This window comes from Enterobacter cloacae complex sp. P47BA (assembly GCF_014930485.1).
In the GTDB taxonomy this organism is placed as follows: domain Bacteria; phylum Pseudomonadota; class Gammaproteobacteria; order Enterobacterales; family Enterobacteriaceae; genus Enterobacter; species Enterobacter bugandensis.
The window spans coordinates 352544-370675 of the sequence record NZ_JADBRF010000001.1 but is presented as its reverse complement, the minus strand read 5'-3'; the positions used below and the strand labels follow the sequence as shown (position 1 = coordinate 370675).

The window sequence follows — 18132 nt, the reverse complement described above, 5'->3', positions numbered from 1 at the left end:
GTGTTTTTTCCCAGGGATAGCTACATCCGTCTGGTGGATATATCCACAGGGATCCGTACACCTGCAAGGAGAGGAATATGAGTAACGTAAAGGTTGTTGATGTCATCATTCGCAAAACGGCGGAGAAAACGAAATTAACCGGCGAAGGAAATCTGTCGGTCTCTATTTCATCGCCGAGCGTGATTGAAATTCAGGGCTCTGCTCAGGACGTGGTGCGTTATGTCCGCCAGGGTAAAGACCTTCTCATTTATATGAAGGACGGCAGCGTTATTCGCTGCAATAACTATTTTGTTGAAGATCCTGAAACCCAACATCAGTCAGAGCTGGTGTTCAACGAGGGGCAGGAACTGACTCATCTCTCTTTTGCCGATGCCGGGGAAGCGTCAGGCGTTGCCGCTACTGAATTAACCGCGCAGGCCACACCCATTAGCAGCATTGAACCCTTCCTGGAGCAGGGAAGCGCCCTGAGCGATGCCCCGTGGGGCTGGATTGCAGGGGCGGCGTTAGGCGGCGGTGCTATCGGCGCACTGCTGGCCCACGGCGGTGATGGCGAAACCAAAACGAAAGTCATTGATAACACCAAAGAAGTGGAAAGCGCCACGCCGACCTTCCTGCTGTCGGACAAGGTGGGCGACAAGCAGGGAGTGCTGAGCGCAAACGCCCTCACGGACGATAACGCGCCGACCTTCAGCGGTACCGGTCAGCCGGGCGCGACCATCCAGATTAAAGACGGCAGCGGCAGCACCATCGCCAGCGCGATGGTCGGTAAAGACGGCACCTGGACGGTAAAACTCCCGACCCAGGCCGACGGAGAGCACACCTGGTCGGTGGTGCAGATCGACGGCAGTAAAACCACGTCAGCGGGCAACATCACCGTGACCGTTTCTACGTCCGAGGCCACGCTTACGCTGGCGACAACGGCGGGTGACAACGTGATTAACGCCAGCGAACAGTCCGCAGGCTTTACGCTGTCCGGCAGCAGTCAGCATCTGGCGCAGGGAACCGACGTTTCCGTAACGCTGAACGGCAAAACCTACACCGCTCAGGTGGGAGCAGACGGCGCGTGGAGCGTTAACGTGCCTGCGGCAGACGCGCAGGCGCTCAGCGACGGTACCTGGACCGTCAGCGTCAGCGGCAAAGACGCGGCGGGTAACACCGTGAGCGGAAGCCAGACGATTGGCGTGGATACCGCTGCGCCAACGCTCTCCGTCGATACGCTCGCGCAGGACAACATCATTAATGCCGCTGAGCACAACCAGCCGCTAACGCTGAGTGGTAAAACCAACGCGGAAGCCGGGCAGATTGTGACGGTGACGCTGAACGGCAAAAATTATAACGCCACGGTGGGCAGCGACGGCACCTGGTCCGTCACGCTGGCGGCCAGCGAGGTGCAGGCCCTTAATGAGGGTCACCACACCCTGACGGTGAACGTCAGCGACAAAGCAGGCAACGGCTCGTCCGTGACCGCGGATTTCACGGTAGATACCAACGCGCCGGTCGTCACCATCAACACCGTCGCGGGCGACGATATCCTCAACACCAGCGAGCAGGGACAGGCGCAGATTATTTCCGGGCGGGCGAGCGGCGCGGCGGCAGGCGATGTCGTCACCGTGACCGTTGGCGGCCAGACCTTCACCGGCGTCGTACAGGCAGACGGCAGCTGGAGCGTGGGCGTTCCTGCCTCCGTCGTCGGCGCGCTGGGGGAGGGCAACCACACCCTTGCCGTCTCCGTCACCGACGCAGCGGGGAACACCGGTAGCGCCACGCACGGCATTGTGCTGAGCGGTAACGCACCGGAATTTACGATTGACGCCATCAGCCAGGACAACGTGCTGAATGCCCGGGAGGCGATGCAGCCGCTGAGCCTGAGCGGCACCAGCAACCTGCCGGACGGCAGCGCCGTTACCGTGACGCTGAACAACGTCAGCTATCAGGCGACCGTCGAAAACGGTATCTGGGCGGTTCAGGTGCCGGTATCCGACGTCCTGAATCTGGCGAACACCCTTTATAGCGTCAGCGTCAGCGGCACCGACAGCGTGGGTAACAGCGGCTCCGCAGAGGCGAATCTGCTGGTCGATACCGTGCTGCCGAAGGTGATCATTAACACCTTTGCGGGGGATAACCTGGTTAATAACGCCGAAGCGGGCGTGGACCAAACCCTCAGTGGCCGCGTTACCGGCGCGGCGGCGGGCGATACGGTGTCTGTTACCGTTGGCGGTAAGAGTTACAGCGCCACGGTGGGCAGCGATCTGACCTGGAACGTCACGATCCCTTCAGCGGATCTTCAGGCGTTCGGCGACGGGGATTTGACCTTTACCGCCTACGTGACCAACGGGCACGGTAATACTGGCACCGGCGAGCGCGATATCAATATCAACGCGGAACTGCCGGGTCTACGCGTAAACACCATTTCCGGCGATGATGTGATCAACGCCATCGAGCAGCAGCAGGATCTGACCGTCACCGGCGCCAGCACCCATCTGGCCGCAGGTACGCCGATTGTCGTCACCATCAACAATGTCGACTATCACGCCGTGGTGACCGCCAGCGGCGGCTGGAGCATTGGCGTTCCTGCTGCGGATCTGCAGGCCTGGACGGCCGGAGGTATGACGGTCAGCGTCAGCGCGGAAGATGCCTGGGGCAACACCGTTGCGGCTGAACACCCGATTGAACTCGATCTCAACGCCGTGGCGGTCACCATTGATACCGTCTCCGGCGATGACCTGCTGAACGCGGCAGAAAAAGGGAGCGACTTAACCCTTTCCGGCCAGACGCAGGGCGTGGAGGCGGGGCAAACCGTGGTGGTGAAATTTGCCGACCAGACTTTTACCGCGCAGGTGCAGCAGGATGGCTCCTGGAGCCTGACCGTCCCGGCGAACGCCATGGAAACGCTGATTGACGGGCGGGCGCAGGTAAGCGTCAGCGTGACTAACGTCAGCGGCAACAGCGCGGACGCCTCACGCGTGGTGACTGTCGATACGCAGCCGCCGGCCATTACGCTCGATAATCTGACCGACGACAACATCATCAATGCGGCAGAAGCGCAGCAGGATCTGGTCCTCAGCGGCAGCACAACCGCTGAAGCGGGCCAGACGGTCACCGTGACGCTGAACGGCAAAAACTATCAAACTACCGTGCAAGCTGACGGCACCTGGACGCTGAACGTGCCTGCCGCCGACGTTGGCGCGCTGTCAGACGGCACTGTCACCGTGACGGCCTCCGTCAGCGACGTGGCAGGTAACAGCAGCAGTGCGGACCGCGTTGGGCTGGTGGATGCCACCGTGCCGCAGGTGACCATTAATGACTTTGTCACCGACACCAACACCGTTAACCAGCTGGCCCATTCTCAGGCGCAGATCCTGAGCGGCTCCGTCACCGGCGCTGCGGCGGGCGATTTGGTCACCATCACTATTAATAACGTGGACTACACCACCGCGGTGGACGCGGCGGGCAACTGGAGCCTCGGCCTGCCTGCATCCGTCGTTCAGGGGCTGACGGACGGCACCTGGACCATTAACGTCTCCGTGACCGATCGGTCCGGCAACACCGGCAGCAGTTCTCTGGATGTGGTGGTGAATACCGTGACGCCTGTTATCGGTATTAACACGCTGGCCGTAGATGACGTGATCAATGCGGCAGAGAAGGGTGAAGATCTGCTGCTTTCCGGCACCAGCAACCAGCCGGAAGGGACCACAATCACCGTAAACCTGAACGGTATCAACTACACCGCCAACACTAACGCCAGCGGCAGCTGGAGCGTCACCGTGCCCGCCTCTGCGGTGAGCGCGCTGGGCGAAGCCAATTACACCGTGACGGCGAGCGTTACCGATAATGTAGGCAACAGCGCCTCAACCTCGCACGATGTGCTGGTGGACAGCGCGTTGCCTGTAGTCACTATCAACACCTTCGCGACCGACAATATCGTCAACGCGGCGGAAGTCACCGCAGGGCAAACCCTGACCGGGAAGGTCTCTAACGCGGCATCGGGCGATACCGTCACGATTATCCTCGGCGGGCAGACATACACCGCTACCGTGCAGGACGATCTCTCATGGAGCCTGCCGTTAACCGAGAGCCAGTTAACCGCGCTCGGCAACGGCGAACTGACCGTATCGGCCAGCGTCACCAACGCGCACGGCAACACCGGTTCGTCTTCGCTGGACTTTACCATCGACGCCCAACTGCCGGGCCTGCGTATTGATACCGTGGCGGGTGATGATGTCATTAACGTCATCGAGCACGCTCAGAACCTGATTGTTTCCGGTTCAAGCACCGATCTGGCATCGGGCAGCACCGTCACGGTGACCATTAACGGCAAGATTTATTCCGCAACCGTACTGGCGGACGGTACCTGGCAGGCGGCGGTTCCGGCAGCGGACGTGTCCCAGTGGGCGGACGGTTCGCTGGATATCAAGGCAAGCGCGCAGGATCCTTCCGGCAACCCGGTGACTATCGGCACCGTCGTGGACGTCGATCTCGCGCCGGTCGCCGTCAGCATCAACAGCGTGACCGCGGACAACGTGCTCAACGCGGCAGAAAAAGGTCAGGATCTTGTGCTTTCCGGCTCCTCCGCGAACGTAGAAGCGGGCCAGACCGTCACCATCACCTTTGCGGGTAAAACCTACACCACGACGGTGAACGCCAACGGCGACTGGACGTACACCGTACCGGCAGCCGATTTGAGCGGCCTGAAGGACGGCGGCGCCAGCGTGCAGGTCAGCGTGAGCAACGTGAACGGCAACGCGGCGTCGTCTGCGCAGGAGTTCAGCGTCGATACCGCCGCGCCAACGGTGACCATCAATACCATCAGCGGCGACAACATACTGAATGCGGCTGAGGCAGCGCAGGATCTGACCCTGAGCGGGACGTCCACTGCCGAAGCAGGCCAGACGGTCAGCGTAACCTTCAACGGCAACCAGTACACCGCGCAGGTGCAGGCTGACGGTAGCTGGACGCTGGTCGTGCCGGCAGCCGATCTGGCGGGCATCACCGACGGCAGCGCGGCGGTCACGGCGACCGTGTCCGACAAAGCCGGCAACCCGGCCAGCGCGGATGCCTCCGTGCTGGTGGATACCACCGTACCGCAGATTAGTTTCAACATCGTCGCGGGCGACGACATCGTGAATATTGCCGAGCACGGCCAGGCGCTGATCGTCTCCGGCAAGGTCACGGGCGCGCAGGCGGGTGACGTCATTACCGTCACCCTGAACGGCAAAGACTACACCGCGATGCTGGACGCGTCCGGAAGCTGGAGCGTGGGCGTTCCGGCGGCAGACGTGGGCGCGCTGGCTAACGGCGAGCAGACGATCTCCGCGACCCTCACCGACAAAGCGGGTAACAGCACCACCGCCACGCATGAATTTGACGTCTCCCTGGCCGCGCCGGAGATTGCCATCAATACCCTGGCGCTTGACGACGTGATTAACGCGGTCGAGAAAGGCCAGGATCTGCAGATTTCGGGCACCAGCAACCAGCCGGAAGGTACAGCCATTACGGTGACCCTGAACGGCATCAGCTACGCCGCGACCACCAACGCCAGCGGCGGCTGGAGCGTGACCGTTCCGGCGGCGAACGTCTCTGCGCTGGGCGAAGCGAGCTATACCGTCACGGCAAGCGTGACCGATAGCGCAGGCAACGGCGCGAACGCCAGCCACAGCGTGCTGGTCGACAGCACGCTGCCGCAGGTTACCATTAACGCAATCGCCATCGATGACGTGATTAACGCGGCGGAAGTCGCTTCCGGACAAACCCTGAGCGGGAAGGTGAGCGGCGCGGCGAGCGGTGACACTGTCACCCTTTCAATCGGCGGCAATACGTATACCGCGACGGTTCAGGACGATCTGAGCTGGTCGGTCAACGTGCCGTCCGCGGTCTTAACCGCTATCGGTAACGGCGATCTGACGGTGTCAGCCAGCGTCACTAACGGCCACGGCAACACCGGCTTCGGCGAGCGCGAGATCACCATCGACGCCAATCTGCCGGGCCTGCGCGTCGATACCGTGGCGGGCGACGACGTGATTAACAGCATTGAGCATGCGCAGAACCTGATTATTACCGGCTCCAGCGACGGCCTGGCAGCGGGCGCGGCGCTGAGCGTGATCGTCAACGGCAAAACCTACGCGGCCACGGTGCTGGCAGACGGTACCTGGACGGCGGCCATTCCGGCGGCAGACGTCAGCGCGCTCGGCGCAGGCACGGTCACCGTGAAGGTCGAGGGAAATAGCGCGGCAGGCAACCCGGTCTCCATCAGCCACGACGTGAAGGTCGATCTGGCGACGGTTGCTATCAGCATTGACGCGATTGCTACCGACGACGTGATTAATGCGGCAGAAAAAGGCGCAGATCTGGTGCTTTCAGGTTCCACCAGCAACGTGGAAGAGAACCAGACGGTTTACATCACGTTCGGCGGCAAGTCCTACACGGCGAAAGTGGATGCCAGCGGCAACTGGACGGCGACCGTGCCGTCGGCAGATCTGGCTGGCCTGAAGGATGGCGATGCCAGCGTGCAGGTGAGCGTCACCAACGTGAACGGCAACAGCGCCTCTGCGGGACGCGAGTACGGCGTGGACGCCACCGCGCCGACGGTCTCCATCGAAATCGTCAGCGACAACAACATCATCAATGCCGCCGAAGCGCAGCAGGATCTGGTCGTCAACGGCGTCTCTAACGCCGAAGCGGGCCAGACCGTGACCGTCACGCTGAACGGCGTGGATTACACCACCACCGTGCAGGCAAACGGCAGCTGGAGCGTGACTGTGCCTTCTGCGGATCTGGGCGCGATTACCGACGGGAACTATACCGTCAGCGCCACCGTGTCGGACAAAGCGGGCAACCCGGCCTCCGCGGCACGCGATGTGCTGGTCGATACCACCGTGCCACAGCTGACCATCAACACCGTTTCCAATGACGATGTGATCAACAGCGCCGAGCATGGGCAGGCTCTGATCGTCACCGGCTCAGTGACCGGCGCGGCGGCGGGCGACGTGGTGACCGTCACCATCAATAACAAAGATTACACGGCGACGCTGGATGCGTCCGGCAACTGGAGCGTGGGCGTGCCTGCGGTGGACGTCGGTACCCTGACCGCCGGGGATTACACCATCACCGCGGCGCTGACCGACAAAGCCGGAAACAGCAACAGCGCGACGCGCGAGGTGGAAGTCAACCTGAGCGCGCCGGTGCTGACCATCGACACCGTCTCCGGTGACGATGTGATCAACAGCAGCGAGAAAACGCAGGATCTGACCATCACCGGTACGGCTTCCGGACTGGCGGCGGGCGCGGTGGTGACCGTGATGCTCAACGGCAAAGCCTACAGCGCCACGGTTGAGGCCAACGGCCAATGGTCCACGACCGTTCCGGCGAGCGAGGTAGGAAAGCTGGGTGAAGCGCTTTACACCGTCACTGCCTCCGCAACGGACAGCGTCGGCAACAGCACCAGCACCTCGCACACCGTCAACGTGGAGTCCGTTCTGCCGGGCGTCACGATCAACACCGTGGCAGGCGATGACGTCATCAACGCGGCAGAAGTGGCCGCAGGCCAGACTATTAGCGGCACCGTGGTGAATGCCGAAGCGGGCAACACCGTGACCGTGACGATTGGCGGCAACAGCTACACCGCAACGGTACAGAGCGATCTGACCTGGTCCGTCGATGTACCGGAATCGGTCCTGACGGCGCTGGGCAACGGCGATCTGACTGTAACCGCCAGCGTGACGAACGGCGTGGGCAACAGCGGCAGCGGCGAGCGTGAGATCGCAATAGACGCCAGCCTGCCGGGCCTGCGCGTGGACACCGTGGCGGGCGATGACGTGATCAACAGCATCGAGCACGGACAGAACCTGATTATCACCGGCTCCAGCGACGGGCTGGCGGCGGGTGCGGCGCTGACCGTGACCGTAAACGGCAAAACCTATCCGGCGACCGTGCTGGCGGACGGCACCTGGAGCGCCGCAATCCCGGCGGCGGACGTGGGTGCGCTGGCAGCGGGCACGGTCACCGTGACCGTTGAGGGCCAGAGCAGCGCCGGTAATCCGGTTTCCATCAGCCACGATGTGACGGTGGATCTGGCGAACGTCGCTATCAGCATCGACGCCATTGCCACCGACGACGTGATTAACGCGGCGGAGAAAGGGGCGGATCTGGTGCTCTCCGGCACCACCTCAAACGTGGAGGAAAATCAAACCGTCAACATCACTTTCGGCGGCAAGAACTACACCGCCACGGTGGACGCGGCGGGTAAGTGGACCGCCACGGTGCCGGCTGCGGATCTGGCGGGCCTGAAGGACGGTGACGCCAGCGTGCAGGTAAGCGTCACCAACGTCAACGGCAACAGCGCCTCGGCGGGCCGCGAGTACAGCGTGGATGCCACCGCGCCATCCGTCACCATTAATACGATTGCGGCCGACGACATTCTGAACGCCACGGAAGCGCAGTCTGACCTGGCGATTTCCGGCAGCAGCACCGCCGAAGCGGGCCAGACCGTGACCGTGTCGCTGAACGGCAAGGACTACACCACAACCGTCGGCGCGGACGGCAGCTGGACGCTGAACGTTCCGGCGGCGGATCTGGCCGCGCTTAATGACGGCAGCGTCACCGTTACCGCGAGCGTGAGCGACAAGGCGGGCAACCCGGCATCCGTAAACCATAACCTGACGGTGGACGTGACCGTACCAGCGGTCACCATCAACACCGTGGCGGGCGACGACGTGATTAACGTCGCCGAGCACGGTCAGGCGCAGATCGTCAGCGGCACCGCCACCGGCGCGGCAGCGGGCGATAAGGTCACCGTCACCCTCGGCGGCCAGACGTACACCACCGTGCTGGACGCGGCGGGGAACTGGAGCGTGGGCGTTCCGGCGAGCGTGATTTCTGGCCTCAGCGACGGCACCGTGACCGTCACTGCGTCTGTTACCGACGCGGCGGGCAACACCGGCAGCGGCACCCATAACGTGACCGTCGATACCGGTCTGCCATCGGTCAACTTCAACGTCATCAGCGGCGATAACGTCCTGAATGCGGTGGAAAAAGGTCAGGATCTGAGCGTCAGCGGCACCAGCGCCAACCTGGCGGAAGGCACCGTGGTGACCGTGACCCTGAACGGTAAAAACTACACCGCGACGACGGCGGCGGACGGCACCTGGAGCCTGACGGTTCCGGCTGCGGATCTGGCCGGTCTCGGTCAGGCCAGTTACACCCTCAATGCTACCGCCACCAACGGGGTGGGCAACAGCGTGAGCAGCGCTGCGAACCTGCTGGTCGACACCGCGCTGCCGACCGTCACCATCAACACCGTGGCGGGCGATAACGTAATCAACGCGGCGGAAGTGGCGGCAGGCCAGACCCTGAGCGGTACCGTGGCGAATGCTGAAGCGGGCAACACGGTGACGGTGAACATTGGCGGCAACAGCTATACCGCAACGGTGCAGAACGATCTGAGCTGGTCCGTGAACGTGCCGTCTGATGTGCTGACCGCACTCGGCAACGGCAGCCTGAGCGTGACGGCAACCGTCACCAACGGCCACGGCAACACCGGCAACGGGGAGCGCGATATTACGATCGACGCTAACCTGCCGGGCCTGCGCGTGAACACCGTGGCGGGCGACGACGTGGTCAACAGCATTGAGCATGCGCAGAACCTGATCGTTTCCGGCTCCAGCGACGGGCTGGCGGCGGGCACGGCGCTGACCGTTACCGTGAACGGCAAAGACTATGCGGCGACGGTGCTGGCGGACGGCACCTGGAGCGCGGCGGTTCCGTCTGCTGACGTGAGCGCGTGGCCGGAAGGCACCGTCAAAATCAGCGTCACCGGCGACAGCGCGGCGGGTAACCCGATTACCATCAGCCACGACGTGACCGTCGATCTGGCTACCGTTGCCATCAGCATCAACGCCATTGCCACCGACGACGTGATCAACGCGGCGGAGAAAGGGGCGGATCTGGTGCTGTCCGGCGCGACCACCAACGTGGAAGCCGGGCAGACCGTCACCCTGAGCCTGAACGGTAAAATCTACACCACTACCGTAGAAGCAGACGGCAACTGGACCTATACCGTGCCGGCTGCGGATCTGGCGGGCCTGAAGGACGGCGACGCCAGCGTGCAGGTGAGCGTCACCAACGTGAACGGCAACAGCGCTTCGGCGGGCCGCGAGTACAGCGTGGATGCCACCGCGCCGTCCGTCACCATCAATACGATTGCGACCGACGACATCCTGAACGCCACGGAAGCGCAGTCTGACCTGACGGTTTCCGGCACCAGCACCGCCGAAGCGGGCCAGACGGTGACTGTGTCGCTGAACGGCAAGGACTACACCACAACCGTCAGCGCGAACGGCAGCTGGACGCTAAACGTTCCGTCGGCGGATCTGGCCGCGCTTAATGACGGCAGCGTCACCGTGACCGTGAGCGTAAGCGACAAGGCGGGCAACCCGGCATCCGTAAACCATAACCTGACGGTGGACGTGACCGTGCCTGCGGTGACCATCAACACCGTGGCGGGCGATGACGTGATTAACCTCGCTGAGCACGCGCAGGCGCAAATCATCAGCGGCACCGCCACCGGCGCAGCAGCGGGCGATAAGGTCACCGTCACGATTGGCGGCCAGACGTACACCACCGTGCTGGACGCGGCGGGTAACTGGAGCGTGGGCGTTCAGGCGAGCGTGATTTCCGGGCTCAGCGACGGCACCGTGACCGTCACTGCGTCTGTTACCGACGCGGCGGGCAACACCGGCAGCGGCAGCCATAACGTCACCGTGGACACCGGGCTGCCGTCCGTGGGCTTTAACGCCATCAGCGGCGATAACGTCCTGAACGCGGTGGAAAAAGGTCAGGAACTAAGCGTCAGCGGCACCAGCGCCAACCTCGCGGAAGGCACCCTGGTGACCGTGACCCTCAACGGAAAAAGCTACACTGTAACGACCGCCGCAGACGGCACCTGGAGCCTGACGGTTCCGGCGGCGGATCTGGCGGGTCTGGGCGAAGCGAATTACACCCTGAGCGCAGCCGCGACCAACGGCGTGGGCAATAGCGTCAGCAATACGGCGAACCTGCTGGTCGACACCGCGCTGCCGACCGTCACCATCAACACCGTGGCGGGTGATAACGTCATCAACGCGGCAGAAGTGGCGGCAGGCCAGACCATCACCGGTAAGGTGGCGAACGCGGAAGCCGGTAACACGGTGACGGTGAACATCGGCGGCAACAGCTACACCGCGACGGTGCAGAGCGATCTGACCTGGTCCGTGAGCGTGCCGGAGTCCGTCCTGACGGCCTTGGGCAACGGCGATTTGACCGTGTCGGCGACCGTCACCAACGGCCACGGCAATACCGGCGCGGGCGAGCGCGAAATCGTTATAGACGCCAGCCTGCCGGGTCTGCGTATTAATACCGTGGCGGGCGATGATGTGATCAACAGCATCGAGCACGGACAGAACCTGATCGTCACCGGTTCCAGCGACGGGCTGGCGGCGGGCACCACGCTCACCGTGACCGTTAACGGCAAAACCTATGCGGCCTCCGTGCTGGCGAACGGTACCTGGAGTGCGGCGATCCCGGCCGCAGACGTGGGTGCCCTGGCAGCAGGCGCGGTGACCGTCACCGTGGCAGGTCAGAGCAGCGCGGGCAACCCGGTCTCCATCAGTCACGACGTCACCGTCGATCTGGCGGCTGTGGCTATCAGCATCGATGCGATCGCCACCGACGACGTGATTAACGCGGCGGAGAAAGGCGCGGATCTGGTGCTCTCGGGCAGCACCTCGAACGTGGAGGAAAACCAGACCGTCACAATCGCCTTCGGCGGCAAAACCTACACCGCGAAAGTGGATGCCGACGGCAACTGGACGGCCACCGTGCCTTCCGCGGATCTCGCGGGCCTGAAGGACGGCGACGCCAGCGTGCAGGTGAGCGTCACCAACGTGCACGGCAACAGCGCGACGGCAGGCCGCGAGTACAGCGTGGATGCGACTGCGCCAACCGTGACCATTGATACGGTGGCAGGTGATAACGTGATTAACGGCAGCGAAGCGGCTGCGGGCGTGGCCATCTCCGGCACCACCACGGCGGAAGCCGGGCAGACGGTCACCGTGACGCTGGGCGGCAAGAGCTATACCGCTCAGGTGCAGCAGGGCGGTATCTGGAGCGTCAACGTGCCGGGCACCGACCTCTCCGCACTGGCCGATAACGGCTACACCGTGCAGGTCAGCGTGAGCGACGCCGCGGGTAACCCGGGCAGCGCGGGCAAAGCGATTACGCTTGATACCACACCGCCGTCCGTCAGCTTTAACGTCGTGGCGGGCGATGACGTCATCAACAGCGTGGAGCACGGGCAGGCGCAGATCGTGAGCGGCACGGCAACCGGCGCGAGCGTCGGCGATAAGCTGGTCATCACCATCGGTTCAAACCAGTACACCACCACCGTTGACGCCAGCGGCAACTGGAGCGTGGGCGTTCCGGCCAGCGTGATTTCTGCCCTGACCGACGGCACCGTGACCATTAGCGCGACCATTACCGACAGCGCGGGCAACAGCAGCACCCAGACTCACGATGTGGTAGTGAACACGGCTTCCGTGGCGCTGACGGTGAACACCCTCAGCGGTGACGACGTCATCAACGCGACAGAAGCGGGTAGTTCGCTGGTGATTAACGGCTCCAGCGCCCAGTTCGCCAGCGGGACGCAGGTCACCGTGACGCTGAACGGCAAGACCTATACGGCCACCATCCAGAACGACGGCAGCTGGACGACCACCGTTCCGGCCGCAGACGTGGGTGCCCTGGCCGATGGCGCGAGCTATCAGGTATCAGTGTCGGCGCAGGACAGCGCGGGCAACAGCGCCTCGGCGACGCACGGCATCAGCGTGGATACCACCGCGCCTGTCGTGAGCATTGCGACGCTGTCGGGTGACGACATGCTGAATGCGCTGGAAGCGCAGCAGCCGCTGACGGTACACGGGTCGACCAGCGCGGAGGCGGGCCAGACCGTCACCGTGACGCTGGGCGGCAAAACCTACACTGCGCTTGTGGGCAGCGACGGCACCTGGACGCTCGATGTGCCGGCGGCAGATCTGGCTATCCTGAGCCAGGGGGCGTTGACGGTCACCGCGTCGGTCAACGACAAAGCCGGTAACGGCGGCCAGACCACGCACACCTTAACGGTGGATACCGCTGCGCCGACCGTGACCATCAGCACCGTGGCGGATGACGATATTGTCAACAACGCGGAGCAGCTGGCGGGTCAGACCATCCGCGGCACCACCACGGCAGAACAGGGCCAGACGGTGACCGTTTCCTTCAGCGGGCACAGCTATCAGGCGACCGTCGGGGCGGACGGAACGTGGTCGGTCTTCGTGCCGGGGCGTGATTTCCTCGGCCTGAGCGACGGGGATTACACCATTACCGCGTCGGTAAGCGACAGGGCGGGCAACCCGGGTAGCGCAACGCATGACGTGACGCTGAATGGCGATGTCCCAACCATCACCATTAACACCTTTGCGCAGGACGATATCGTCAACGCGGCCGAACACGGCACGCCGCTGGTCGTCAGCGGCACCACCGACGCGCCTGCGGGCCAGACGGTGACCATCACCCTGAACGGCAAAACCTACGCGGCGACCGTGCAGAATGACGGTACCTGGAGCTACAAGGTGGGCAGCGCAGACGTCACCGCGCTGGCAGACGGCGGTTCGTACGTGATTAAGGCGCAGGTCAGCAACGCCATCGGCAACAGCGCCAGCGATAACCACACCGTCACCGTCGATCTCACCGCGCCGTCGATGGGCATCAGCATTGATTCGCTGCAAAACGACACCGGCCTGAGCGCAACGGATTTCATCACCAACGACAGCCAGGTCGTCGTCAACGGCTTGCTGACCTCGCAGCTCGGCAATAACGAGAAGGCGCAGATCAGCCTCGACGGCGGCACCACCTGGATTGACCTGACGGTGACCGGCACCACGTGGCGCTACACCGATGGCCGCACCCTGACGGACGGTACGTATCAGTACCAGGTGCGGGTGATCGATAGCGCGGGCAACGTGGGGGCAACGGACAGCCAGGACGTGGTAATTGATCTGACGAAGCCTGCGGCAACGACCATTACCGTGGATTCCGTCACCCAGGATACCGGCCTGTCCGGCAGCGACTTTATCACCAGCGACAACCAGATCAGCCTGAAAGGGACGCTCGGCGCGGCGCTGGGCAGCGGCGACCACGCGCAGATCAGCCTCGACGGCGGCGTCACCTGGACCGACGTCAGCGTGAGCGGCCTGACCTGGACCTACGTGGACGGTCGTACGCTGGCCGACGGGGATTACAACTACCAGCTGCGCGTGATTGACGACGCGGGCAACATCAGCGCCACCGCCAGCCAGGTCGTGACGATTGATACGGTTGCGCCGGACGCCAGCAAAACGATCGCTATCGACAGCATCAGCGACGATACCGGCCTGAGCAGCAGCGACTTTATCACCAACGATACGTCCCTGACGCTGCACGGCTCGCTCGGCGCGACGCTGGCCGACGGCGAGTATGCCCAGATCAGCATCGACGGCGGCGTCACCTGGCAGAACGTGATTGTCACCGGCAACAGCTGGTACTACGTGGACGGACGTACGCTGGGTAACCAGACCTATGACTACTACGTGCGCGTGGTGGATGCGGCGGGCAACGTGGGCGCCAGCGCCCATCAGCAGGTGACCGTCGATACGGTCGCCCCGGATGCGGCGATTACGGTGACGGTGGATAACATCACCGTGGATACTGGCTTCGACAATAACGACTTCCTGACCAGTTCGACCTCGTACACGCTGCATGGCACGCTTGGCGCAGAGTTAGGGGCGGGTGAGTACGTGCAGGTGAGCTTGGACGGCGGCAGCACCTGGGTGTATGCCACGGTAAGCGGTACCCAGTGGCGCTATAACGACACGCGCACCCTGGCCGACGGGGATTACAGCTATCAGGTGCGGGTAGTCGATCAGGCGGGCAACGTCGGTGCCACTACCACCCAGACCGTGACAGTGGATACCCAGGCGCCGCAGTACGGCATCACCATCGACAGCATCAGCGATGATACCGGGCAGTCCGGGAGTGATTTCATCACTATGGACACCACCCTGACCATCAACGGCTCGCTGGGCAGCGCGCTGGCGAGCGACGAACGGGTGCAGATCAGCCTCGACGGCGGAAACACCTGGGTTGACGCCACGGTCACCAACCAGCGCTGGAGCTACACCGATACCCGCGCTCTGCCTGACGGAGACTACACCTGGCAGGTGCGGATTATCGACCAGGCGGGCAACGTGGGTTCCACCGCGTCTCAGGTCGTCACGGTAGACACCACGCCGCCGACCACGGTTGGCACGGTAGTGAGCTATACCGACGGTGAAGGCGAGCGTCAGGGCACCTTTGGCAGCACGGTGGCCACGGACGATAACGCACCGCTGATCAACGGTACGCTCAACCGCGCCCCTGAAGACGGCGAGATCGTCCAGCTATACCGCGACGGCGTTCTGCTCGGTCAGGTGACCATGAACGGCAGCGCAAGCTGGTCCTTCCAGGATAACGGCCTGAGCGATGGCAACCACACGTACATCGTGCGCGTGACCGACAAAGCCGGTAACTACACGGAATCTGACGGCTTCGTGCTGAACGTTGATACCAGTATCCCGACCACCACGGCGGCGATTACCGCCCAGACCACGTCGGATACCACCCCAATCGTCAGCGGTACCGTCTCCGCTGACCTGGTGAACGGCGAATACCTGGTGGTGACGGTAAACGGCAAAACCTACACCTCCCAGACGGGCGGTGCGGTGGTGGTCGACCCGGATCACAACACCTGGTATCTGCAGATCCCGGACGGCGATGCCCTGAGCGTGGCGAGCTACAGCGTCACGGCGCAGGTGAAGAGCAGCGCGGGTAACGGCAACACCACCGGTACGACGACCGGCAGCCTGGTGATTGACACCACCTCGGTGAATACCGACTGGGCAACCACGGCGGGGAACAGCAATAACTCCACCATGACGCTCGGCATCAACAGCAGCGGTCTGTGGAATATCATTGCGAACACTCAGGCTTACTCCAGTAGCGATAGCTCGACCTATGCCGGAAATACGCTGACCAACACCCGCGGCTACTACGTGGTGAGCCAGACCGCCGCCGACTTTGACCGTAACGGCACGCAGGATATCTTCGCGACCGAGAATACCTACGCCGGGTCTACTCAGGTGATGTGGACCTACGATGGCAGCACCTATAACGCCAGCCAGCTGGCGATGGGGACCACCATCTGGTACGGCGGCGTCATTGCCTACGATAAAACCGGCGATGGCTACCTGGATCTGGCGTACGGCGATGCGGGTGCAGACTCCATAACGTACCTGATCAACAACAACGGGGTTCTCTCGCCTGACGGCACCAACGGCGGCGCGGGGTTCTGGGGACAATTCACCACCATGCGCGAAATTTCCGGCGTTGACCTGAACAACGACGGTACGGTGGATATTGTTCAGCACACAAACCGCAGCGGCGCGTACTCGTTAACTGTGATCAACAACAACGGTAACGGCACGCTCTCCATCGGCCAGAACATGACCAACGTATTCGTGGTCAACGCCGCGAACACCACCACGGCGGCGTCCATGACGTGGGCAGACTTCAACGGCGATGGCTACATGGATCTGTACCTTGGCAGCAGCTACAACAACAACGGCGGGGTGATCTACTACAACGACGGTACCGGGAAGCTCTCCACCACCAAGAGCGCAGTGGAAGCCTCTAACGCCACGGCGGGGTATCTCTCGGTGGCGGTGGACTGGAACGGTGACGGGCAGATGGACATCATCAAGCTCAGCACCTACGGCGGTTCACAGACGGCGACGCTGTTCACCAACAACGGCTACGGTTCCAGCTGGACCGCCAGCCAGCTTAAGACTGGCCTGGCCTACGCCACCGGCGTGGCGGCAGTGGACTACAACTGGGACGGCGCGAAGGATCTGCTGGTGTCGCAGCAGAACGGCAAGGTGGTGCTGGTGCAAAACAGCGCCAAAATTGCCGACGGTACCGCGATGCACCTGCACATTGTCGACAGCGAGGGCATCAACGCCTTCTACGGCAACACGGTCAATCTGTACAACGCCGCGGGCGTGTTGGTGGCTTCGCAGATCATTAACGCCCAGTCTGGTATTGGTTCGAACGATACCTCTGCGCTGGTGAGCTTCTACGGGCTGGATCCGAATGAAACCTATTCGGCCGAGATCCTGAAGATTACCAACGGCGTGTCGGATAACGTCACCTGGAGCGGTCTGGAGGCGGGCAACGGCAAAGAGGGCTACGTCCTGACGGCCGAAGCGGCCACCGGCGGCCACAGCGGGACCCTCACCGGGACCGGGTATAACGACACCTTTATCGCAGAGGATGGCACCTATACCTACAACGGCTCCGGCGGCTGGAATACCCATTCTGACTACGACACCTGGAGCAACACCGGCGGGATGGACGTGGTGGATTACCGCAATGCGACCTCCGGCGTAACCGTTGATTTGCGTCTCTCTACCGCGCAGGACACCGGGTTCGGTACGTCACGACTGCTCAACATTGAGGGCATCAACGGCTCGAACTTCGACGACGTCATTACTGGCAACAGCGGTGATAACCAGTTCGAAGGCCGCGGCGGGAACGACACCTTCAACATCGGCAGCGGCGGTCACGATACGTTGCTCTACAAGCTGATCAACGCGTCGGACGCGACGGGTGGTAACGGTCACGACGTGGTGAACGGCTTCACCGTCGGCACCTGGGAAGGGACCGCGGACACGGATCGTATTGACCTGCGCGATCTGCTCTCCGGTAGCGGCTATACCGGCACGGGCTCGGCGAGCTACGTGAACGGCGTGGCCACGCTGGACAGCAGCGCGGGCAACATCACCGATTACGTCCGCGTGGTGCAGAACGGCAGCAATACCGAAATCCAGGTGGATCTGGACGGTACCGGCGGCCAGTTCTCGCCAACCACCCTGGTGACGCTGAACGGCGTGCAGACGGACCTTGCGACGCTGCTGGCGAATCATCAGCTGTTAATTGCGTAAACCAACGCCGCGGGGAGCAATCCTCGCGGCCTTTTGGCGTTTCTTTACA

General features: G+C 62.9%; 1 protein-coding gene. It reads left to right on the top strand.

The features are described from left to right. Positions 1-77 precede the first annotated feature (77 nt). The gene (locus IM299_RS01690) at positions 78-18083 is read left to right on the top strand and encodes an Ig-like domain-containing protein (protein WP_193356918.1); all 18006 of its coding nucleotides are present in this window, start codon (positions 78-80) and stop codon (positions 18081-18083) included. Positions 18084-18132: the final 49 nt, after the last annotated feature.